General features: G+C 41.3%; 23 protein-coding genes and 1 tRNA gene. 5 read left to right on the plus strand and 19 right to left on the minus strand.

Annotated elements, in window-relative coordinates; translation table 11 throughout:
- Nucleotides 1-3 precede the first annotated feature (3 nt).
- Together HF888_RS12175 and HF888_RS12180 are read left to right on the plus strand one after the other, a co-directional pair.
- Nucleotides 4-489 carry a flagella synthesis protein FlgN gene (locus tag HF888_RS12175; RefSeq protein WP_007016110.1) on the plus strand — a complete coding sequence of 162 codons (486 nt, stop codon included), beginning with the start codon at nt 4-6 and terminating at the stop codon, nt 487-489.
- 50 nt (nt 490-539) lie between these two features.
- Nucleotides 540-1,301 (plus strand): flagellar brake protein, encoded by a 762-nt coding sequence (locus HF888_RS12180; RefSeq protein ID WP_007016109.1) that lies wholly within the window; start codon nt 540-542, stop codon nt 1,299-1,301.
- A 68-nt stretch (nt 1,302-1,369) separates the two neighbouring features.
- On the opposite strand, the gene HF888_RS12185 is transcribed toward HF888_RS12180, so the two are convergent.
- Genes HF888_RS12185 through arsS form a run of 3 tightly spaced genes read right to left on the minus strand, consistent with a single transcriptional unit; the run spans nt 1,370 to nt 3,684 of the window.
- Nucleotides 1,370-1,996 (minus strand): TIGR04282 family arsenosugar biosynthesis glycosyltransferase, encoded by a 627-nt coding sequence (locus HF888_RS12185; RefSeq protein WP_007016108.1) that lies wholly within the window; start codon nt 1,994-1,996, stop codon nt 1,370-1,372.
- Nucleotides 1,993-2,712, minus strand: a complete 720-nt coding sequence (locus HF888_RS12190) for a TIGR04283 family arsenosugar biosynthesis glycosyltransferase (protein ID WP_243469343.1) — start codon at nt 2,710-2,712, stop codon at nt 1,993-1,995. The genes HF888_RS12185 and HF888_RS12190 overlap by 4 nt, the downstream gene beginning before the upstream one ends.
- Nucleotides 2,713-2,721: 9 nt before the next feature.
- Nucleotides 2,722-3,684, minus strand: a complete 963-nt coding sequence (gene arsS / locus HF888_RS12195) for an arsenosugar biosynthesis radical SAM (seleno)protein ArsS (RefSeq protein ID WP_007016106.1) — start codon at nt 3,682-3,684, stop codon at nt 2,722-2,724.
- 180 nt (nt 3,685-3,864) lie between these two features.
- Here arsS and HF888_RS12200 point away from each other — a divergent pair.
- Nucleotides 3,865-3,940, plus strand: a tRNA-Arg gene (locus tag HF888_RS12200).
- Between the two features lie 225 nt (nt 3,941-4,165).
- On the opposite strand, the gene HF888_RS12205 is transcribed toward HF888_RS12200, so the two are convergent.
- The 3 genes from HF888_RS12205 to HF888_RS12215 all read right to left on the minus strand — a co-directional run bounded on the left by HF888_RS12205 (nt 4,166) and on the right by HF888_RS12215 (nt 5,576).
- Nucleotides 4,166-4,732, minus strand: a complete 567-nt coding sequence (locus HF888_RS12205; RefSeq protein WP_007016105.1) for a hypothetical protein — start codon at nt 4,730-4,732, stop codon at nt 4,166-4,168.
- Nucleotides 4,733-4,926: 194 nt separating this feature from the next.
- On the minus strand, nt 4,927-5,340 hold the full coding sequence (locus HF888_RS12210) for a GNAT family N-acetyltransferase (RefSeq protein WP_007016104.1): 414 nt from the start codon (nt 5,338-5,340) through the stop codon (nt 4,927-4,929).
- A gap of 17 nt (nt 5,341-5,357) precedes the next feature.
- Nucleotides 5,358-5,576: a DUF6500 family protein gene (locus tag HF888_RS12215; RefSeq protein ID WP_007016103.1), complete on the minus strand. Its 219-nt coding sequence runs from the start codon at nt 5,574-5,576 to the stop codon at nt 5,358-5,360.
- Nucleotides 5,577-5,824: 248 nt separating this feature from the next.
- Here HF888_RS12215 and HF888_RS12220 point away from each other — a divergent pair, with 248 nt between their 5' ends.
- Nucleotides 5,825-6,934, plus strand: a complete 1,110-nt coding sequence (locus tag HF888_RS12220; RefSeq protein WP_007016102.1) for a hypothetical protein — start codon at nt 5,825-5,827, stop codon at nt 6,932-6,934.
- A 57-nt stretch (nt 6,935-6,991) separates the two neighbouring features.
- Here the strand turns inward: HF888_RS12220 and HF888_RS12225 are convergent, their stop codons facing one another.
- The 13 genes from HF888_RS12225 to HF888_RS12285 all read right to left on the minus strand — a co-directional run bounded on the left by HF888_RS12225 (nt 6,992) and on the right by HF888_RS12285 (nt 19,076).
- Nucleotides 6,992-7,480, minus strand: coding sequence for an AAA family ATPase (locus HF888_RS12225; protein WP_007016101.1), 489 nt, complete (start codon nt 7,478-7,480; stop codon nt 6,992-6,994).
- A gap of 61 nt (nt 7,481-7,541) precedes the next feature.
- Nucleotides 7,542-8,849, minus strand: a complete 1,308-nt coding sequence (locus HF888_RS12230) for a DUF2254 domain-containing protein (protein WP_007016100.1) — start codon at nt 8,847-8,849, stop codon at nt 7,542-7,544.
- A 67-nt stretch (nt 8,850-8,916) separates the two neighbouring features.
- Entirely contained in the window at nt 8,917-9,336 is a 420-nt protein-coding gene (locus HF888_RS12235; RefSeq protein WP_007016099.1) for a VOC family protein, read from the minus strand.
- Between the two features lie 79 nt (nt 9,337-9,415).
- Nucleotides 9,416-9,937 carry a hypothetical protein gene (locus HF888_RS12240; protein WP_040297315.1) on the minus strand — a complete coding sequence of 174 codons (522 nt, stop codon included), beginning with the start codon at nt 9,935-9,937 and terminating at the stop codon, nt 9,416-9,418.
- Between the two features lie 67 nt (nt 9,938-10,004).
- Nucleotides 10,005-10,442 carry a hypothetical protein gene (locus HF888_RS12245; RefSeq protein ID WP_007016097.1) on the minus strand — a complete coding sequence of 146 codons (438 nt, stop codon included), beginning with the start codon at nt 10,440-10,442 and terminating at the stop codon, nt 10,005-10,007.
- 125 nt (nt 10,443-10,567) lie between these two features.
- Nucleotides 10,568-11,455 carry a hypothetical protein gene (locus HF888_RS12250; protein ID WP_007016096.1) on the minus strand — a complete coding sequence of 296 codons (888 nt, stop codon included), beginning with the start codon at nt 11,453-11,455 and terminating at the stop codon, nt 10,568-10,570.
- A gap of 104 nt (nt 11,456-11,559) precedes the next feature.
- Nucleotides 11,560-12,084 carry a hypothetical protein gene (locus HF888_RS12255; protein ID WP_207798104.1) on the minus strand — a complete coding sequence of 175 codons (525 nt, stop codon included), beginning with the start codon at nt 12,082-12,084 and terminating at the stop codon, nt 11,560-11,562.
- Between the two features lie 172 nt (nt 12,085-12,256).
- Entirely contained in the window at nt 12,257-13,828 is a 1,572-nt protein-coding gene (locus HF888_RS12260) for an IS1182 family transposase (RefSeq protein ID WP_007016094.1), read from the minus strand.
- A 136-nt stretch (nt 13,829-13,964) separates the two neighbouring features.
- Complete coding sequence (locus HF888_RS12265) at nt 13,965-15,011, minus strand: hypothetical protein (RefSeq protein ID WP_007016093.1); 1,047 nt, start codon at nt 15,009-15,011, stop codon at nt 13,965-13,967.
- Between the two features lie 174 nt (nt 15,012-15,185).
- Nucleotides 15,186-16,757: an IS1182 family transposase gene (locus HF888_RS12270; protein WP_007017105.1), complete on the minus strand. Its 1,572-nt coding sequence runs from the start codon at nt 16,755-16,757 to the stop codon at nt 15,186-15,188.
- Nucleotides 16,758-16,901: 144 nt separating this feature from the next.
- Entirely contained in the window at nt 16,902-17,393 is a 492-nt protein-coding gene (locus HF888_RS12275; protein ID WP_007019202.1) for a DUF6985 domain-containing protein, read from the minus strand.
- Nucleotides 17,394-17,483: 90 nt separating this feature from the next.
- Nucleotides 17,484-17,795, minus strand: a complete 312-nt coding sequence (locus HF888_RS12280) for a DUF2695 domain-containing protein (protein ID WP_007019201.1) — start codon at nt 17,793-17,795, stop codon at nt 17,484-17,486.
- A gap of 264 nt (nt 17,796-18,059) precedes the next feature.
- Entirely contained in the window at nt 18,060-19,076 is a 1,017-nt protein-coding gene (locus HF888_RS12285; RefSeq protein ID WP_007017109.1) for an IS110 family RNA-guided transposase, read from the minus strand.
- Between the two features lie 375 nt (nt 19,077-19,451).
- Between HF888_RS12285 and HF888_RS12290 the strand changes: the two genes are divergently transcribed.
- Complete coding sequence (locus tag HF888_RS12290) at nt 19,452-21,668, plus strand: exonuclease domain-containing protein (protein ID WP_007019200.1); 2,217 nt, start codon at nt 19,452-19,454, stop codon at nt 21,666-21,668.
- Nucleotides 21,669-21,732: the final 64 nt, after the last annotated feature.

Raw genomic sequence — 21,732 nt, forward strand, 5'->3', positions numbered from 1 at the left:
ATAATGTCAGACGATATTGCGCAGCAACTTGAATCCTTGCTATTGGCGGAACAGGACGTATTGCTTCAACTTCAGCAAACTCTTGAACAAGAAAGCCGCGCGTTGCTCGATCGAGACATTAAAACCATTGATGAGACCGCGAAAAATAAGCGGCAGTTATTGCTTACGTTCGAAAAACAGGTCGGCTCACGCCAAGACTATCTTTCCACGCACTCAGTTACAGCGGATGAAGACGGCCTGAAATCCCTTATTGATCAGCAAGGCAGTAATAAAAAAGACAATCTTATTACGCTCTGGAATACCATCCGTGCCCTATTCTCGCAAGTCATTACACTTAACGAAGAAAATGGCATCGTTATCCAACATAGCAGACTGCGCACACGTAATTTACTGAATATCTTGCATGCCGACAGAATTCAGCCAAACTTATATAATGAAAAGGGCTCTGCCAAGGACAGCTCAGGCTCGCACAAGCTAGGAAAAGCTTAAGCATGTTTGACTTGGCAGACCAGTGACTCTCTTTTGCATTGGCCAGGCGCATGGATTTAGAACAAGACAATAGCGACAACTATCTACATAGCAAAGAAGAAATCTATCGAGCGATTCAACGTCTGATTCGCTATGCTCCTCGTGTTACCGCCCGTTTTGAAGGGGTAGATGAAGCCTTCGCCACCGCGATTACAAAAGTCGACTTAAAAAGCAAAGCCTTCGCTTTTGATAAACTCATCCCTGACGCTGGTAACGACATATTAAAATCCGGCAAGCAGCTGCAATTATCTGCAGACTTCCGCGGCATCTTGGTACAAATGGATTTAGGTGGTGAATTAAAGTACCGCTCTCAAAATCAAGAATACATTGCTAAATTCCCAGATAAACTTTTGTATTTACAACGTCGCAATGCGTATCGCGCTATGGTTCCTCGTACCTATGAGGTGTATTGCGTATTTCGCTCCAGTGAGGATGAGCGCTTATTCAAAGGACGCTTACAGGACATTTCGGGGTCTGGATTTAAAGCCTATTTCAAAGGTCGCGTTGGTGAGCACTTAAAAGCCATTGGTAACTTTGATGAAAGTACGCTGCACGTGGGTGATGAATCCATGGATTGTGGTTTAGATGCTCGCCATGCTATTTATGACGAGAAAAAGGACATGACCTTCTGTGGCTTTTCATTTCAGCCACTTACTGGCATGAAGCAACGTTACGTTGAACAGTTAGTCAATCAATTACAATACGAAGAGCAACGTAAACAACGGGCAAAGCAAGAGCGCGAAGAAGAAAAGGAACAACAGGAAAGCTCTTGACTCAGTGTTAAGTGTTTCTTCATTCTCCGGCGCCGCGAAGCGACACAGACCGAAGAATCAATATGTATTTAGACCGTAAATGCTTCGTCTTTTTCAATGAGTCGATGATAATCTTCAGGCCGATCAATATCCCAAAGGCTATCTAAAAAGATGGCCTTTTCATTTGCTAAATCCAAGCGTTTCCTCGTTACAGACATCACCTCGCCTGTCCCCCACGGCATATCGCTGAAAATTGCTGGAAAAACCTTGCCTGCACCAATCAAAACATAGCCACCGTCTTCTGCCGGAATAAACACATGATCTGCATATTCTAGGGCCAACATGGCTTCATTAATCGACTGAGTTGTAATGGCTGGGCAATCACTTCCTACGATTAATACAGATTGATAATCCTTTAAGCCTTTTTCAACTGCGCGGCGCATGCGCTCACCTAAATCAGAACCCTGTTGCAATTGAGTCTGTCGATCAGTGTTCGTGAATAAATCATCCACAGCAGGATGAATATCTTCACTATCGAGCGCCACTCGTACATCCACTTGATCGCTTTGCAATGATTGTATCTGCTGCCAAGTATGACGAATAAGTTTGACATGAAGCTTAACCGACTGTTCAGGGCTCAACACCGGTTGCATACGCGTTTTGACGTGGCCTAGTTTAGGCTGCTTTGCGAACTGTAAAACTAAAGCTTTTTTCATGAACGATATTCTTTCGCTAATATTTCAGGGGATTTTCCCAACCAATATAAAAAACGTAATTTCCACATCAGAAAAATGGTTCTAATTATACCTTTTTGTTGCCAACGTCGGGCAGACGTTACGATGGGAGTCTGAATACAAGCAGGTTTGGAGTATCTCTTTAATCGTTTGCTGATGTCGATATCTTCCATAAGCGGGATATCAGAATAACCACCCAAGGTTTTGAAAACAGATTGGCGGATAAATATACATTGATCGCCCGTAGCGATGCCGGTCAATCTGGAGCGCCAGTTCATAAAAAAAGCAATCATAAGAAACGGCCAACGCTTATCATCAAAACGAACATTGAACCGTCCCCATTTGTAGCCGGTCGAATCGGATATGGATTGCTTGATATGCTTGGGCCGTAGATCGGTATCAGCATGTAGAAAGAAAATCCACGCCCCCTTTGCCTCAAGGGCACCTGCGTTCATTTGTTTGGCTCGACCCGCCTGAGATGCGATAACATGGAACTCTTCGCTTAATAGAGCGCGGGTTTTGTCGTGACTACCGCCATCGACAATAATGATGTCTTCGGTAATTTCTGATTGAAGTAAACGCAAACGGTTAATGAGCTGCTGTACTTGCTGTTCTTCATTGAGAACCGGTACAACCACTGATACGTTGTACAAATTGTGGTGAGAATGAGCATCCAATTCCATGGGGGGTGATTCCACTTTAAAACCTTAGCTTAGCGCGCCACCACAAGAACTTCCTGCACCAGCAGTACAACCAAAGCAATGTCCTGCCACTTTAATCTGCTCTCCATCCAAATCATCGTTCACAAGATCAGCAATATGACGTCGTTGCCCCTTATCACTTTCGCAAGGCATATCCAACATTTGGTTAAAATCACAATCGTATAAATTACCTTGATAATCCACACTAATGGTATTGCGACACATAACGGTTTCTAGGTTGGCGTCTTGATGGTTATCTAATAATAGCTGCATGTAATCATTAAACTGACCTTTAGAGATCAACATGCTGCCAAAGCGACTGATGGGCATATTGGTAATGGTATATAAATCATTAAAATCGATATCCCAATCTTGCTTGAGTCGCTCTTGATAATCCGCTTTTAGTTTTTCTTGAGCGGGCGGCAAAAACGCACCACCAGGATTGTAAACTAGATTCAACTCCAAGCCTGAATCAGATTTGCCATAGCCCAAAGCGTTTAATTTATGTAAGCCCGCGATGCTACCATCAAATACACCCTTGCCGCGCTGTGCGTCTACATTCTCTTGTGTGTAGCAAGGAAGCGAGGCGACAACCACCACTTTCTGGTCGGCCAAAAACTGAGCTAGATCCTCGTAACCCGGTTCCATCAAAATTGTGATATTGCAGCGATCAATCACCTCGACATCCAACTTGCGAGCCTCAGTGACCAAATAACGAAAGTGAGGATTCATTTCAGGTGCCCCACCAGTTAGATCAAGTGTCTTTACATCACGCGCTTTGATCACATCCAAAATGATATCAATGGTTTCTTTGTCCATTAATTCGGTACGACGAGGACCCGCGTTCACATGACAATGAGTACAACTTAGATTACACAGATATCCAAGGTTTACTTGTAAGATATCGAGCGGACGACGCTGAATAGCGGGGAATTCTCTGGCAATCAGCAAATCTTTAGTATCAAGCATTAAACTCTCACAATCATAAATTTGGGTGCATTTTTATTATAGTGGACGCTATTGATACGACATTCTTACACAATCGGCTTACATCATCACACCCTAATTGTCTAAAATATCTGCGATTTCCATGGAATAAGCCACTGATTCCATTGAGATTTTTTTTCGAGGCGATAAACTATAGACGCTCTCCCCATAGTTTAACCGGATAAAACTGCCGCCTCCTAAGCGGCTGCTCCAGGTTCGAGTCCTGGTGGGGAGACCACACTTCTAGCAATATCCTTCATGATAAAACTGCGCCCTCTACACAGTGACTAAGCGGCAGCTTTGAGTCCTGGTGGGGAGACCACACTTCTAGCAATATCCTTCATGATAAAACTGCGCCCTCTACACAGTGACTAAGCGGCAGCTTTGAGTCCTGGTGGGGAGACCACACTTCTGGACCCTCCACTAAGTAACTAAGCTGATTGGAGTGGTAAAGTAAGAGACTCTAAGGTACTTGTCGATATGCTCGATTGAAATCCAAAGTAATCGGGCGAGCATAGCATTTTGTTGTCTCTTCAAACTCGCGCACTTGGCCATTTAAAATATCCACATCTAGTGTTGTTATCTCGTAATATTCACCTTCACAGGTTTCAACCAAATTTGCATTGCCAAAATACAATTCATCATCTTTAACATAAACAATATCCAATATCTTTACGATATTGCCGTCAGCATTCTCAAAACTAAAGTCGATTGTTTTAGCGCTCACCCCGCTATTTACAATCACACTCCGCTCGCTTGAATAAGTGCCAATAGTTCGTATAGTCTCGCGTTCACCGCTACCCATCCTGACTTCTTGAGTTTTCACATAATTAGTACCCTTAAATTCCCATGAGTAGCTTACTAATGTGCCATTTTCGACAAACTCGTCTGACTGCCACTCACCTTGAATCCGCTCGTTTTCTATATTTTTAGCGAATGGATTTGGCGTATCCCCACTAGTCGAATCCGCTATACAGCCACTCAAAACAATGGCATTGGTCGCGATTATTAGAAGGATTAATTTTTTCATTTTTATAATATAAATTTCTTTGAATTGTTTTTATGAGAATAGCGAATAATGTCAAAGACGTCCGAGTACTAGTCGAAATTTTGGGTCATCAAGACTAGAGAGTGCACAAGTCGGAAGATGCACCTTTAATCTTAAACCAGTATTCTCTCCATGCTGTAATTGATAAGCGATACACCTTCTCGCTTGATCTCATTTTATGCAATTAGTTGGAACCCTCTTTTCTCGAAAAAGGGTTTGGCTAACATTGATGCTTCAACATAAAGACGCGCCATATTCGATGCCTTGGCGATGCTAAAGATATGATCAAACAATAAACTCGCAACGCCCTGCCCTTGAAAGCGAGGATGTGTGTACAAGCAATCGATATGACCATCAGATTCTAGCTCGATAAAACCTGATAATTGATGATCTATGAAAGCCAAGTAGGGCCGCTTAATATTTAGTCTCTGCTGCCAAAATTTGTAATCGATCGGTTTTGGAGCCCAAGCATGCTTTTGTTGATCTGAATAAGCTTCAGGGTTGATGCTATGAACAGCCACATAAAAGAGCTCCGCAATTTCTCGCGAACTATCTTCAGTGTACGGCTGGATGGTGACGGTATGCTTCATATGACGATATAGAAAGGCTAGAGACCAGACTGCACCATTTCCTTTATCTTGATGGCTTTTTCAAAGTGATCTAACCGGTGAGTTTCTATCCACCATTTAGCGGCTTCCATCAATACTTCGGGTTGATCATTTTTATTCTTAAAAAATGCATAAAACGAGAGACCAACATTGGCCCCCTTTTGTTGTATCTTGCGGTCACAAACCTCAATGATCTTGTCCCTTAATTCTTGTCTCAATGGCCTATCCTTTTGTCTTAATCAACAGCTTATCCAGCATTCTGACTGTATTAACCGCCTATTATAAACACTATTAATAATACTGTATAAGCAATACATTCGCCTATCTGACCTAATCCTTATGGCTTAATGACGATCATTATTCAACCAACCATACTGAGTTAAGCGTTTTGCTTCATGGCTCGTCGTGCAGTTTCTTGATGAAGTAAACATGCACAAATAAATAAAGAATAATAGGAAGGCCCGATATGCAGAAGACACTCCGTTTGATTGCAGTAATGATATTCGCTTGTGGTATGTTCATACCCGCGATGGCCAATGCGGCTCTGGACTATGGCTTGTATTGGTTTGATGGTAACAATAATTCCGTGAAAGCGGTTGAAGCCAACGGCAAAGTTAACAAAGTCCAGCGTTCATTCTACGACCCTAAAAAACCTACCATAGTGCATTTTCACGGTTGGCAGCCTGCCTCTGGAATTCTTGGACGTGAAGACTTCAACTTTAAAGGCATCATTACTTCACGCGCTTGGAAGGAAAAGGGTTGGAACATTGCCTATTTCTACTGGGACCAATTCGCTAATGAATTGGAAGTGAAGCACGCAGAAGCAAAAATGTGGAGCACCAACGGCCCGCGAGGTATGCGCTACAAAAAAAGCGATGGTAGCTATAGCACTCAGAATGCGCCCAATAAATCTATTGGTCAGATTGCTTTTGAGCAAGTAACAGCGGCGCTCGCAGATAACTCATCGAACTATTTACGTTTATCAGGCCACTCGTTAGGTAGCCAGTTGGCGACCATTGTTGCGGGTAAAATTAGCGATGCCGTAACGTCAGGTTCAATCTCTGCCAATGTTATGGTTGATCGTCTAGAGTTGCTGGACCCCTTCTTCTCTAAATATGGCAAAAGCTATTTAGGTGATGCTAATGGGGATGGTTATGACGACTGGACAGGCGAACATGTTCGCTGGACTGTACAGACTCTTATTAATCGCCATGACATCCCAGTAACCGGTTACTATTCGAGTAACATTAATGATCTATGGATCGGCGATAAGAATAATGGCCTACGTTCAATGATCGCAGAAATGTGGCACCGCTATTGGTACCTTGTGGATGAAGTAAACAAACACAATCATGTTGTGCCCAACTACTTCCGTTCAATGGCTTCTGCACCACCAGAAGAAGTGACGATCAACTGGTGGGGACGCCGTTCACAAACAGGCAATGTAGCAGCCAGTGCGTCAACCAGTGACAGTCGTGTAAAAGCCATGATGGGGAATACGTATTACTGGGATCAGGTAGAGGGTCGTTACACATCTGACCCTGCGGATGATCAGTTCGAGATTAAAAGGTACTAATCCCTAAACGTAAAAGCCCGCAGTACATTTTCAACTGCGGGCTTTTTTTATAACTGTTTACTTGAGCACTTCATTCGATGTCAGCATTTTCTTTGCACCATTAAACCTGTCGTAAAAGGTTTGATGTGCATCATATGAGAACGTATCTTTTCGCTCTGTGTATTGAGCAATCCACTCGATGAGCATGCTTAAGTTGTCATCTTGCGCCTGCTTTGATTCATATTTATGGGGCTCCCAAGGTCTTGCTTTCGCATTTTTGATGCAATCCTCGATAGATAAGTTCATAAATACAATTTCAGTGGCTTGAGTTTCAAGTAACGTTAATAGATCAGTATAACAACCTTCTATCACCCACTCTTCGTTGTTATCAGTAAAGTGTTTAATTGCTTCAAAAGAGACATTAATATCTTCTCTTTCTGGTGGCGTTATCGGTTTCCAAGCCAGCGTATCTAAATCTAAGTGCGCTAAATTTTCGCTTTCACTTAGGTACTTAGCAAACGTAGACTTACCTGAACCCGAGTTACCAAAAATTAAAATTCGTTTCATCTATAAACCCGAAATATGTGTATCTATATATTTGACGCTAAGGTATTCGTACCAGCAATAGCTATATATCGAAACATTTTGCTCTGGCATGTAAATCCTGCAAATCATTCTTTTCCGACAAGGTTTCCTTTCCGAGTCTCAAAGTCATATCAACATGTTTTTTAACAGCTTGGCGATGGTGCTTCGAAGAACAAAATTCATAAATGATACATAGCACCTCCATCAATCGAATGATGACAGCAGCGTTATGACTAGAGCATTGCCTGATCTGATTAAAAGAAGCATCTAAAATGCCTTCAAAATCCAACGTATCGGCGACAATTCTTACTTTTTCTTTTTCATCTTTCATATAGGCCGATGGAAACTCAGCACTTGATAAATAACACATGGATGCTGTTAAGTTATTGATACAAGTGATTGCCGTATTAGGATCATTAACACCCGAGGACAGCGCCCTTAATGCAATCTCTACAATTTGATGAATTGAAAACTCCAAGTCTTGTTGAGCATTTTTAACGGCACCCACTACAAATTTCTGTAGAAGAACTCCTATTTCATCCTTTGAAACTTGTTTATCACTGTATAAGGTCGCAAGCTCAACACCTTCAATCACATAGCCGCCAGGCCGATAGTGTAACTCCATTAATTCGTCATCTGCCTCCAGTTCACATAAAAGTGAATCGTATTCAACGTACTGAAGATACCCACTCTTGGCCGCTAAAAGACTAGTTTTATACTTGTAATGCGATTTCATGACATCTAAATCGTACGATTCATTAGATGATGGCTCTGCCTCATCGCTATTAGGAAATAACTTCCTTACTTGATTTGATAGCGCAGTCGATACGTCCGCAATAACCTTATCTGCCTGAATACTCGTCGCTATTCGATGAATAAACACAATTAGCATTAAAATATTAACAACTGTGAAGGCGATCGCCACCAAAATTGAAATTGAAGGTACAAAGGAACCGTCCTGAGTTTGTTCGATACTGTTTAGCACTAGCAATGAATAAAGGAAAGTAGAGACATATAAACCCAGCACAACTTGATTCAAGCGTACGTACATGAACGTCTGAATTAATCTTGGCCCTAATTGATTACTCGCCAACGTCAAAGCAACCAAGGTCACAGAAAAAACCGTCCCCGCAACACTGATCATTGCGCCGGCAATGGTCGACAAAATAGTACGTGCTGAAGCGATATCGTTGACAAAAACAAGCTGTAAAACACCTTTTTCAACAATCATTACTTTTTGGTCAACATAGATCAAAACAAACGCCAAAACCACGGACGTCACAAGAATCATCGAAGGAATAAACCAGAAGGTACCCTTTAATTCATTCCAGAAAAACACATTCTTTTTCATAAATTTCGACCAACTTGTGAGTAAACAAAATAACCGTATAGTACATTACGTCTCGGTAATTAATACCCTAGGTATCTTGCTCGTGTAACCAAGGTGCAAAACTCAATCCGATGAGTACGCCCTCAGGACTGATAAACCGAGCGACTGTTTGCCCCCAAGGTTCGGTTCTAGTTTCATGAACAAATACTTGGTCGTTGGCTTTCATTTCTTCTACGGCAAGCCCTACGGCATCCGCGCTTGCAAGCTCGAACTCAATAGTTGCTGTTGGTTCTGGTATGTGACTTGGCCAATCATCTTGTCCGAAACAAGACTGCGCAGCCATTTTTAGAGGCCAAACACCAAAATGATTGGCTCCAGGAAATTTATCCATAAAGCGATAATCATCTTGATGCTCAAGTGGCAAGCCTAATATTTCCTGATACAAGGAAGCACTCTCATCAGGATGTTTGGTTATTGCGGCAAAACCAGAAATGCATTTAATATCCATTGAAAACTCATTTTCGTGGTCAACAACGAGTAAAGCAAAGTCAGTCCCCGAGGGCAATGCCTTTGGTTTTTTTAGCTGATTACCCGTCAATACTCTCTAATGTAGATACCCCACCTTCAACATTTAAGCAGAAATAATGACCAGCCTTTTTACAAAATAGATTGACACTCCATTTATTTTCGATGTTCCCATTAAGTGGGACCGAAAAACCATCAACAATAAAATGAGATTCCCATTCTTTTGGAAGCTCCTCACGAAACCATTCGAACCAACCTTCTTCAACACCTGAAACCACTATTGGAAACAGACGTTCTAAATTGGTTATGTACTTCTTTGAAAACTCTACTTCTTCAATTGTTGGTTCTGCATCACTCAGTGTTTCATAGTTATCTTCTGCGTGCAGACCAATAGTACCGTTCGAGTATTTTGATATGAGATCATACTCTGCTTCCCATCGAGTATGCTCACCTTTTGGCCAAAGCCACAACCGAGAGAAGAAATCATGATCCGCTACAACAACCTTTTCGCGGTTTCTGTTCTGGAACCAATAGAGCGCCCCAACGATAGTAGCGATAATTATTAATATGAGAATGAAGTTCATATGTATTGTTCTGTTAACGCTCATGCTAAGCGGCGCAGTTTACTGCGTCCAAAGCTTGAGCGCCTTGTTAGTTTATTGATTCAATTATTGACTTGATCTTTTTTAGCTGTTCGTTTTGGTAATTTGTATAACTAAAAGACCAAGATGTGCCGTTTTTAAAGTAAAAAACAACCATCGTAATCCCCCTTTCAGCTTGATATTCAGAAAATGTATCCACATCTACAGATTCAATATCTTTAGCACTTCCTTTCCAAATAGCCCTCTTGCCCTTAATAACTTGTAGATAATCATCTTCTATCTTAAAGGCCTCGTAGACCGCTGAGATTCTTGTATAGAAATATAAAAAGACTATCAAAGCACCAAACGTGAGCATAAATCCGGCTGGAAAAGCTATAAACAAGAGTGGAATACCGAACAAAGAAAGTAATGTTACATAGAAGTACATTGGCGCCAAATCATTATGAGTCGGCTTAGGAGCTTCTATGAGGATATCCGTATCTGACAAGTGATTCCCTTACCTTAATAAACTAACGCCCGCAACAACGGATTGGGTGAGATGGCGGAATTTTTGCGGCTTTTTGCAAAAATGGTGACAGATTACCCAAGTCCGATTACTTGCGTTTGTTAGTTTCATTTAAACCTTTTTTTAAGAATATCAATACATTTTGAAAAGTCTGACTCTATGAAAAATGCATTTTTCTTTTTATGGTTACTCTTCCAAACGTCGAAACTAGATTTATCACTTGAAAAGCCCACATACCAAACCTTGGCTTTAGATTTCCCAATAATATCCCATACATGATCATCTACTTCATGGACCTTAACACCAATAATCGCAATTTTTGTTGCTTTAGATGCAGATACTTTCCATTCTGCTAATTGTCTATTTACATACGAAGGACTAACTTTGACTGATTTACCTTCTGCATAAAGGGCAATTGCAGGGGCTAAACCTTTTTCTTTTTCGCACCGATACAGCGTTTCTCTTTGATTTAATGAGCTTACAGGTGCTTCAATTGCAACATTACAGTTTTCAATAGTTACGCCATCCATCTGGCCTACAGGGATTTGAGGCCAGAAATTACAAGAACCGTGAATTTTAAGAAGCGACACATAATTATCTGGTTTTTCCGTACTGTAACAAGTATTAATATTCTCTAAACTTGCACTTAGCTCAAATAACAAATCATAGTTTAGACTTACATATACAGTATTTTTTATTCCAAATTCTTTAATTAAATCGATATAGGTATTACCAGGCAAAGGGGTAAAGCTTGCAAGATAATGAGCTAATTCTCTCTGAAATCCAATAGTATTATCATTAGTGAATTCTGTATAAGCTGCCATACCTTGTTCAAAGTTCTCTCTAAATAGATCCTTAATCTCGCTAGGCATTGTTGCAGCTATTCCTCCACGCTTTTCTAGTTCGTTAAAAAGAGTATTTCCTAACGGCGGAGCATATGGTTCAGTTGGCCCACTGCCATAACTAGCTCCCGCACCTAGTAGAATTAACTTCACGACCTCTCCTTGAAACTAACGCCCGATTAACGGGTAAAAAATTGTGGGCTAAAATTGAGCGAAGCGAATGGCCCGCAAGTTTTTTATCCCTGTTGAATTGCTTGTTAGCCAACTTCTACCGCGGAAGTAATTAACCCATAGTCCATTATGTCCTTATTATTTCCCATTACATACCAAAGCTCATCGAGAACTGAGTTTGCATGCTTAAGAAATTCAATCGTCAAGAGATCATCATAAGGTCGCTTAAACACAGCAAATTCGTCTTCACTGTCACCTAGATCGTATTCATATCTATCAGGCTTTGCATGTGCCAAACTATTCCTTGCACCTTGAAGTGCATCAAGGACTTCATGCAACCCTTCGATATGCTCGACATTTAAAAACGAGAAAACTTTTTTTCGTTTCCAGTGATACGATTTCATTTCCTTGAAGCTTTCCCTGAGTAAGCCAAAACCCGCCATATTTATTAACGCCTCAGCCAGAAATGCATGTGAGATTAAACATGCTTTCATATCCATGCTGATACCATTGGAATGACCAGAGCTACTTTTTGTCTCAAGGCAATCAAGTTGATATTGAGCTAAATTCGCCAAGTCTGAATGTGGATTGTATCTAACTTGAAACTTCAAATTACCTCCAGTTGGCTAACGAGGCTGTAGAAAAACCAACTTTGAGACAGTGATTTCCTGCAGCCTAAATTCTTAATTTAATTAGCCGTTAATTTGCCACATCAATTTTAATTATCAACCTTAAACACCAAAATGTTGTAGATAATCACTATGAGCGCTCTATAACACCCTCTTAATGACTTAATTGCCCGTAATTCGTTAACTTTTCAATATTATGAACCATACAATACAGCTGCCATTGGGATTCGACCTTGTCTTTTCCTCGCAGGCTGAATCGATTTAATCCTTTATTGGTTCCGATATTGGCAAAGACAGGTTCTACTACCGACATTCGGTGGCTGTAAATCTGTTTGCCTTCTTTACTATCGACTCGATGTTTCATCCAATCGGTGTAGGTTGGCCCTCGCTTATGGGATAGCGTGAAAGAGACCTGTCGGCCACTGCCTTTTCTGTGATCGGCGGATGCTGGGTTTTGCATGCACTTGGTTTTTAGCTCGCAGTTTCGACATTGCATGATTCGGCCATTAAAGAAGGCCTTGGGCGCGCCAGAGTCTGAGATGCGGGTATTTTGATAGCTAAGGGTTTCACCTGCTGGACAGACACAGACAAGATTCACTGGATCGAAGTTAAATTCACTGGGTGGAATGACGTTTCGAACTGAACCTTTCTTCTTTTCATTCTGGTGTCGCTTACCGTATTTCTTCTTTTGCTCTGCGAACTTTGGATCTCGGCTTCGAAAATGATTATCTGGCACGTAGGCATTGATACCCGATTCATGTAGGTATTTCATATTGGCTTCATTGGCGAAGCCTGTATCGGCCGTGACGATGGTTTTCTTTTTATAGATGTTGTTGCTGATACCGATTCGCTTATATCTATCCTGTACTTTTTCTAGTATCGGTCTTAAAGTATGGTGCTCTTGACCTTCACCAAAGGCTTGCGCATCAATAATAATCTGGTGTTTTTTATCCACAGTCGCAACACCATTGTAGCCCTGTATCGTCCCTTTGCTGGTGGTCATTTTGGCTGACTGATTATCGGTAATATTACTTTTAACTTCCTGTTTTCTCTTGCCCTGCCCCATGCGTGGGTCAGACGTCTTTAGGAATTCATTAATTTTTTCATGGGCTTTTGAAAGCGTTTCTATCGCCTTTTCAGCTCGCTTAGTCCGTTCTTCATTAAGTGAATCATACTTGTCTATCGCCTTATGCTCTGTCACATGATGATTAATCAGGCGCTTTATCTTTGATCGCTTTTCTTCCAATTCTTTAAACGTACCAGACCATTCTTTCGCGGCATTAGAGGACATCTTACAGCCATCAATGGCAAATAGTTCATTCCCTAAAAGACCCTGCTCATGACAAATCAGAAGTATCTGCTCGAAAAGATGTTCGATCTCGGATGTATGACCACTTACAAATGCAGCAATAGTCGTAAAGTGAGGCACTGTATCGCAGGACAATGCTTTAAATATAATATTGGTTTCGCAGCACCATTGAATTTCACGACTAGAAGTAATGCCTTTTGAATACGCAAACAATATGATCTTTAACAAAATAGCTGGGTCATAGGCAGGACGGCCACTATCATGATTACTGTACTTAGGATAGAAAATAGAAAGATCGAGTTTTTCATTAATCAAGTAATGAACAGCGTACTCAAACGTACCCGGTTGCAATTGATCTTTGAAATTAATTACAACCATTGAGGTTTGATCGTAATTGTAAGGAATGAATTTTGGCATTGTCACACCTCCATATGCGAAGGTGCATTTTATCAAAATTTATAAAGGAAATGGGGTTTTTCTACAGTCTCAACGCCTCAATAACCGGCGCAGCTTTGCTGCGTCCGGCACCGAAGGTGCGAAGTTGATTGATTTGTTATGAATTTTTATCCTCAAGAGATAGAACCCTTTTTTCTAATTTTTTAATTTCAGAAAAGTTCACTCTTAACTTTTCTATTTCTTCGCTTTCTTCATCTTGATCAGGAGTAAAGAAGTCTACTTCGCCTCCTTTTTCCACAAAATCAATTAGGTTTCTAATAGACTTTTCTAATACTTTAACTTTTTCTCCATCACCGTTCTGGTTGATATTGAGATTTATAGATATTTCTTTGGTTATATTTTCTAGGCCTTCTTTTTTCTCTTTTTCAGCCTCTTTTTCTAGATCATTTTCTAGCTTTTGGTTGCTTAGCTTTAAGGCTTTAATTTCTTCAGCTTTCTTTCTTATGGTTAGAACTCGATCTGCAACTTTTAGTGCAGATAAGATGATAGTGCTTGTAGTTGTTGCAATAGCAGCAATTACTGCAAGCTCAATGATTATGGAGCCTTTTTGTGCACCAATAACTTTTATGTCTTCTGGCGAGTGATCGTGAGCCATAGCTATACCACGACCTATTTCCCACCATGTGTTGCCCAACTTTTTGAAGTCTGAAATATTTTCTAAAGACACTTCATTTTGAAAATGTACTCTCATAACCACATTTTCATTGTTCTCAGGTTCTTCCTGACTTTCGTAGTCGGGTATTAGTGGTTTTAAATTTGTTTGGATTTGATCTGATCTTTGGATCGCTATGTTGAATTTTTGTACGATCTCGTTAACTTTGACTGCTGCGGTTGCGATATCTAATGAGTTTTTAAAAAGAATGCCTTCTAATTTATCGACACCGGTTTGGCCAAGGTGATCCAATATTCCAAACGATGAAAGCATCCTTTCTTGCTCGTTTGTTAGGGAACTTGTAGATATATCGATGATTTCGTCAATAACTGCATTTTTTTGGACTTCAAAAGGTTGCTTTGCCTGATTGTTCCTAGCATTAACATTCTGCTGAATTACTGCTTGTAGCTGTTGGTATTTCTGAGTGATCGCAGGTGATTTTATATTTCTATCAATCCAGAACGTGAGTTCTAAAAGCTCTAATATTTGCACGATTCTTCCTTAAAGTTCATAACGAGGCTGTAGAAAAACCAATTTTGAGACAGTGATTTCCTGCAGCCTATATTCTTTATTTAATTAGCTGTTAATTTGCCACATCAATTTTAATTATCAACCTTAAACACTAAAATAATGAAGATAAAACTATGAGGCAGCTATATGTCTATATTAATGACTTAATTGCCCGTAATTCGTTAACTTTTCAATATTATGAACCATACAATACAACTGCCATTGGGATTCAACTTTTGCCTTCCCTCGTAGACTAAAACGATTCAATCCTTTATTGGTTCCGATATTGGCAAAGACAGGTTCTACTACCGACATTCGGTGACTGTAAATCTGCTTGCCTTCTTGGCTATCGACTCTATGCTTCATCCAATCTGTGTATGTTGGCCCACGCTTATGAGATAGCGTAAATGAGACTTGTCGGCCACTGCCTTTTCTGTGATCAGCAGATGCTGGATTTTGCATGCACTTGGTTTTTAACTCACAGTTTCTGCATTGCATGATGCGACCATTAAAGAAGGCTTTTGGTGCTCCGGATTCTGAAGTTCGAGTATTTTGATAACTTAATGTTTCGCCGGCTGGGCAGACACAAATAAGATTAACAGGGTCAAAATGAAACTCGCTGGGTGGAATCACATTTCGAACATGGCTTTTTTTCTTTTCATTCTGATGACGCTTACCGTATTTTCTCTTTTGTCGTGCGAACTTAGGATCTCGGCTTCGAAACTGATTATCCGGCACGTAGGCATTAATACCCGATTCATATAGATATTTCATATTAGCTTCATTGGCGAAGCCCGTGTCGGCAGTCACTATGGTTTTCTTTTTGTAGATATCTTTGCTAATGCCTATTCGCTTATATCTTTCTCGCACTTTTTCTATAATAGGCCTCAACGTATGGTGTTCCTGGCCCTCTCCAAAGGCTTGCGCATCAATAATGATTTGATGCTTTTTATCGACCGTTGCCACACCATTGTAGCCTTGAATGGTTCCTTTACTGGTGGTCATCTTGCCTGACTGATTGTCGGTGATGTTACTTTTAACTTCCTGTTTTCTCTTGCCTTGCCCCATCCTTGGACTAGACGTCTTTAGGAACTTATCAATCTTATCGTAAGCATCAGATAAAGTTTTAATGGCTTGCTGAGCGCACTTGGCTCGTTCCTCACCAAGGGATTCGTTTTTATCGATCTTTTTATGCTCGGTAATATGATGCTTGATCAAGCGCTTTATCTTTGCTCGCTTTTCCTCTAATTCTTTAAAAGTACCTGACCATTCCTTTGCCGCATTGGATGACATCTTACATCCATCAATGGCAAACAGTTCGTTACCTAGCAATCCTTGCTCGTGACAGATTAAAAGGATCTGTTCAAATAGGTTTTCAATTTCAGAGGAATGACCGCTCACGAAGGAGGCAATGGTTGTGAAGTGGGGTACCGTATCGCAGGACAACGCCTTAAAAATGATATTGGTTTCGCAGCACCATTGAATCTCACGGCTAGAAGTAATGCCCTTGGAGTACGCAAACAAAATAATCTTCAACAAAATGGCTGGATCATAAGCAGGACGACCGCTACTGCTATTGTTGTAATTCGGATAGAAAATAGAAAGATCTAGCTTTTCATTAATCAAATAATGAACTGCGTACTCAAACGTTCCGGACTGCAATTGATCTTTGAAATTAATTACAACCATTGAGGTTTGATCGTAATTGTAAGGAATGAATTTTGGCATTGTCACACCTCCCTATGCGAAGGTGCATTTTACCAAAATTTATAAAAGAAATGGGGTTTTTCTACAGCCTCAACGCTTGCAGTTGCGGCAGGTACGAAGCGCAGCGTAGGAACTGTCCGACAACCTGCACTTGTTAGCTATTCTTCAGCCAAACTGGAAATGGACGGCATTCTCTCCTGCTTCAGAAATCTGCCAATCCTCGAATCTGAGCCCGACACCGTGTTCAACTTCCCACTTAGCCCAGAAGCCCATACCGAAGGTGCCAACCTCGCGCCAAGCAGGGATGAACATCGACTGGTATACCAGTAGGGAAGCCAGTTCATCGGGCTTGTCAATGCGGGGAGCGCTTACATCAGGGTTTTCTTTCCATTCTCGAAATGCTTCCCGGGAGATTTCTATGGTCGCCTGATACTCGTTGAAGATACGTTCGACTGCTTTCGCATGATAATCCTCAACTCGTTCGAGGTAGCCCCGCATTGTATTCAATTGATTGTCGGTTACTGCGCTTTGTTGGCCCACAAAACACACCTCGATTGGATCTTCTTGGCTTAAGAAAGGAACACGTATCTCGCCAACAAGCAGATCGTCTTCCTGCCGAAGTGAACGTAACCATTCTTCCAGCTTTTCGAGGTGCACAACTGATCCTCTTTTAGCTAACGCCCGGCCTTTGAGCGCGCGCTTGTTGCGCGTCCCGCCACGTTTTTCAGTGGCCTAAACGGCCGCTTGTTATGAGTTTTCATCAAGGTGCCATCCTACGATGTCACCCACATCGTCATAGACGTTATAGATTACCTCGCAGTCACAGAAACCACCGTGCTCTCCAAGCCAAGGAATAACCACTTCTGGATCAAGCTTCCGCGACTTAATGAATTCAATGGACTCCTTCAGTGAGTGATCACACTCTGGAGCAGAATCCCTGTTTAAGTAGGATAAGAGATCTTTTAGATCATCAATACTCATAGGAATTGATGCTCGAATCTCATCTTGCTCATTCTGCTTAAATTGAGCTTTAAGTTTCTTCTTCTGCTCTTTGTCCATGCTCAATTACTCATAACATCTATGGACACCCCTGTTTTTTGCAAGCAAAATATTTAGTAACAAGAGTAGTTTTGCAGCCATCTATTCGGATTCTATTTAAGGCCTGCAGCCTTGATCCCTGATGAACTCCGCTGACTTGGCTCTAATCATTTTACCGTTTTCAAAGAAACGATGTTAGGCACAGAATCTCCAAGTCACGGTCTTACCTGTCTTGTCATCAACTATTTTACTAAGCAAAACTGGATGATCTTTAATTTAAAAGCTTTAGATTGTAGCGCAATACTGTGATTGCTTTGCAAGTATTGCCCATGCAATACGCACTAACTTGTTTGCCAATGCAACAATCACTTTATTTTTGTGCATTCGTTTGAGCAATGCCATGATCCATTCATGAAATGGCTTACCCTCTTTTGTGTGCCTAATTACTGCCCTAGCTCCATGAATAAACATACGTCTTAAATATGCGTCTCCACGCTTGCTTATACCAAGTAATAATGCCTTACCGCCACTCGAATGCTGACTCGGAACAAGACCTAGCCAAGCAGATAGTTGACGGCCAGATTTAAATTCCTTTGCATCACCAATACTTGCGACCAATGCCGAAGACGTTAACCGCCCTACACCCGGAATTTCTTGAACCTTCTTGCACTGTTCACTTTTACGACTTGCAGAATCAATCTGCCTATCTAATTCCTCTAAGTAAGCTTCGATATCAACCAAACGCGTGTGCATAAGCTTGATATGATTCAACAGCATGCTTGGTATCTTGCTTTCTAATACCCCAAAATCTTCTCGGAACCACTTTCTAAGTCGAAATCTTCCTGCCGGTATTGATATACCAAACTCATGGAGACTAGCTCTTATTCGATTTATTAGGGAAGTGCGATCCCGAACAACACCGTCACGTTCCCGATGCAATAAAAGCAGTGCTTGCTGCTCTTCACTCTTAACTGTCACAAATCGCATCGTGGGGCGACTAACAGCTTCACATATAGCCTCAGCATCAGCACTATCATTCTTGTTTGTCTTAACATAAGGCTTTACGTATTGTGGCGGCATCAGCCTCACCTTATGACCGAGCTTTTTTATCTCTCGAGCCCAGTAGTGAGCGCTGCCGCAGGCTTCCATCCCTACGAGACAAGGCTCTATGTTTGCCAAAAACTTTAATACTTGGTTTCTACGCAGCGCTTTATTTAGGAGCTTCTTTCCATACTCATCAAAAGCACATACTTGAAAAACAGACTTAGCTAAATCAATACCTATTGCATGAATCTGGTTCATAACAACCTCCTATTTAACTGACCAACTCAGTATAGAAGGGGTGTCCATTTCATTATTTTAATAATGCGCGTGCGCGTTTTTCCGGTTGAGGAGATAAGGCGTAATCGCAGCTAAGTATTTGAAAGAAATGGATTTTTTGATGAATTCCCTTTCTTGCTCAGCGGCAAAAACGCGCATGCTCGTTTTTCCAGAATCACGAGGTCCTCTATGCACTGCGCTTGATTTTATAGTCCTTTGATTTTGCATGGTTTTGTCTCTGATCGCCAGTATAAACGCGCATTTTCTGTGCGCGTTATTCTTGGATTGGCCGTTGATTTTCGCCACTTTATAAATATACTGTATATAAATACAGCTTCAATGATTTATTGATTTATCTTGAAAGAACTACCTGAGAAGTACTATCTCACTCATTTCTGTGAGTTTTTGAGCTATCTATCTGATACTTGCCGTCATTTATTGGATGAGGGTGATTGGGCACATTTAAACGCGTTTAAAGCACTGCCAGAAGAGGCTCAATGTGTATTTGTGCGAATGCTTAATCGCAAAGGTGATGTCATTAAAACTGGCGATTTTCGCTACGCGGAAGTGTCCGATATCCCATCGGCTCTGGCTGATTTAGAGCACGCGGGGTTTATTCAAGGTGTTACTGAACCTTTCTTCAATGATTGGCTATTAGCTTTAAATAAAGAGGAATTAATAGCCCTTGCGCATTATCGGCTTGAACATCATGAACATAGTTCTGCACTTAATGATTTCGATACACAGCCCCTCCCCAAAAAAAGCCATACAAAAAGTCGTTGGTTAAGCTGGGTACAGCACCATGTATCGCCATGCAGCCTCATGAATGCACCTTTTGCTCTAATGCAGCAATATCACGTGATTGCCAAAGCGGATGTCGTTCAATATTGGTTATTTTTATATTTTGGTCACTTGCGTGGTCGCTTAAATCAATTTTCGCTTCGCGACATGGGCATTATGCATACTCATCAGGAGCAACACATTAATGGTGCCCGCTTTGATGATCTCGATCAGGCCAAGTCAGCTTTTTTCTTCAGTTTACAAAACCAAAATCTTAAGCTAACCAGTGACGATGATTTAGCCGACTTTGCTCGGAAAGCTAAGGCGTTTAATGAAGCGGACGGTCAGCAGGCCGAAAGCCATAGAGACAAGTTATTTTACCGCCTCGGAAAGCGCTTATTATCGTTGCCACTATCAGACACATTCTCAGCCACAGATAGAGATCACTTAGCGATGAGTGTGCTGGAGCTTAGTCATGACCCTGCAGCAATCGAAAAAAGCATTCGTTTACTGTATCAAAAGGGGGAGCATGATGAAGTGCAAACACGCTTACAAGATATTATTGATGATCCTAGTTCAGAACACTTATTGATTTTTGCGCAAGACTTTTTACAGCGTAAGTTTCATAAAAAACGGACAAGTTTACTGACAGATTTGTTGCGGGCTTGTGAGTCACCTATTTCTTTAGATGAAGCCTACCGCGGTTATGCTGAAGGTGGCGTGATTGATCATTATCAACGTTCAGGTGTACGCGCTTTTCATAGTGAAAACAATATTTGGCGCGCCCTTTTCACTTTATTCTTTTGGCATGAACTGTATGAGCATGAAGCGTCTGGCTTTCATTCTGAGTTCGACTTTAAACCTAAATTAATCAAACAGCGGCAGTTTTATGCTGTTTTATCCTCTGCAATCGAATCACGTTTACAATCCATTCGCAGTAAAACGGATCTACTAAAATGCATTCAGAGTAATTGGGCACGTCATTACGGGCAACGTAACGGCTTGTTCCATTGGCATGCAAGTTTGCTAGAGCCGTTAACCTTGTTGATTCAGTACGGCTCTTTACCGGGATTAATAGAACATTTACGCAATATGGCTAAACAGTTTCATGAACTTTGTGATGGCTATCCGGATTTAATGATCATTGACGATAATGGTATTCGCTTTGAAGAAATAAAAGCACCGGGAGATCAGCTGAGGCGTAACCAATTAATCAGTTTGCAAAGCTTAAAGCGCAACGGTTTTGATGTGCGAGTGCAAACGACGGATTGGAAAATTAATCCTGAACAACCTTATGTGATTGTGGATGTGGAAACCACGGGTGGGCGAAAGGAACAACATAGAGTAACCGAAGTGGGTATGGTCAAGGTATTGAATGGCGAAATTGTTGATGAATGGCAGAGCTTAATCAACCCCATGCGTCATATTCCGCAAAGTATTACGCGCTTAACGGGCATCAGTAATGAAATGGTATCCAACGCCCCTGTTTTCGATGATGTGGCTGATGAAATTGCTGAGTTTTGCGCTGGTTCAGTATTTGTCGCTCATAACGTTAATTTTGATTATGGTTTTTTCAGAAGTGAGTTTGAGCGTTTAGGTCGGCGTTTTCATGCACCTAAACTTTGCACCGTACAGATGTCTCGTAAATATTTACCAGGCCATAGCTCTTATTCACTGGGTAAACTCTGCGCCGCCCTAGACATTGATTTAGAGAACCATCACCGCGCTCTTGACGATGCAAAGGCCGCTGCCCATGTATTTCGTTTGATTCAGGAAAAAAGACAAACCTCCTGACGCTTTAAGACACCAACTCAGTCTTTTTCGGCCAACATACTCCCATCTGCGCCAGCACCGATGA

Origin of the sequence: Bermanella marisrubri, from assembly GCF_012295615.1 — a bacterium.
Lineage (GTDB): Bacteria > Pseudomonadota > Gammaproteobacteria > Pseudomonadales > Oceanobacteraceae > Bermanella > Bermanella marisrubri.

Bases quoted from the DNA above. Each gene is read 5' to 3' on its own strand.
- HF888_RS12175 (WP_007016110.1), top strand. From the start codon at position 4: ATGTCAGACGATATTGCGCAGCAACTTGAATCCTTGCTATTGGCGGAA.
- HF888_RS12180 (WP_007016109.1), top strand. From the start codon at position 540: ATGGATTTAGAACAAGACAATAGCGACAACTATCTACATAGCAAAGAA.
- HF888_RS12185 (WP_007016108.1), bottom strand. From the start codon at position 1,996: ATGAAAAAAGCTTTAGTTTTACAGTTCGCAAAGCAGCCTAAACTAGGC.
- arsS (WP_007016106.1), bottom strand. From the start codon at position 3,684: ATGCTTGATACTAAAGATTTGCTGATTGCCAGAGAATTCCCCGCTATT.
- HF888_RS12205 (WP_007016105.1), bottom strand. From the start codon at position 4,732: ATGAAAAAATTAATCCTTCTAATAATCGCGACCAATGCCATTGTTTTG.
- HF888_RS12210 (WP_007016104.1), bottom strand. From the start codon at position 5,340: ATGAAGCATACCGTCACCATCCAGCCGTACACTGAAGATAGTTCGCGA.
- HF888_RS12220 (WP_007016102.1), top strand. From the start codon at position 5,825: ATGCAGAAGACACTCCGTTTGATTGCAGTAATGATATTCGCTTGTGGT.
- HF888_RS12225 (WP_007016101.1), bottom strand. From the start codon at position 7,480: ATGAAACGAATTTTAATTTTTGGTAACTCGGGTTCAGGTAAGTCTACG.
- HF888_RS12230 (WP_007016100.1), bottom strand. From the start codon at position 8,849: ATGAAAAAGAATGTGTTTTTCTGGAATGAATTAAAGGGTACCTTCTGG.
- HF888_RS12235 (WP_007016099.1), bottom strand. From the start codon at position 9,336: ATGGATATTAAATGCATTTCTGGTTTTGCCGCAATAACCAAACATCCT.
- HF888_RS12240 (WP_040297315.1), bottom strand. From the start codon at position 9,937: ATGAACTTCATTCTCATATTAATAATTATCGCTACTATCGTTGGGGCG.
- HF888_RS12260 (WP_007016094.1), bottom strand. From the start codon at position 13,828: ATGCCAAAATTCATTCCTTACAATTACGATCAAACCTCAATGGTTGTA.
- HF888_RS12270 (WP_007017105.1), bottom strand. From the start codon at position 16,757: ATGCCAAAATTCATTCCTTACAATTACGATCAAACCTCAATGGTTGTA.
- HF888_RS12280 (WP_007019201.1), bottom strand. From the start codon at position 17,795: ATGGACAAAGAGCAGAAGAAGAAACTTAAAGCTCAATTTAAGCAGAAT.
- HF888_RS12285 (WP_007017109.1), bottom strand. From the start codon at position 19,076: ATGAACCAGATTCATGCAATAGGTATTGATTTAGCTAAGTCTGTTTTT.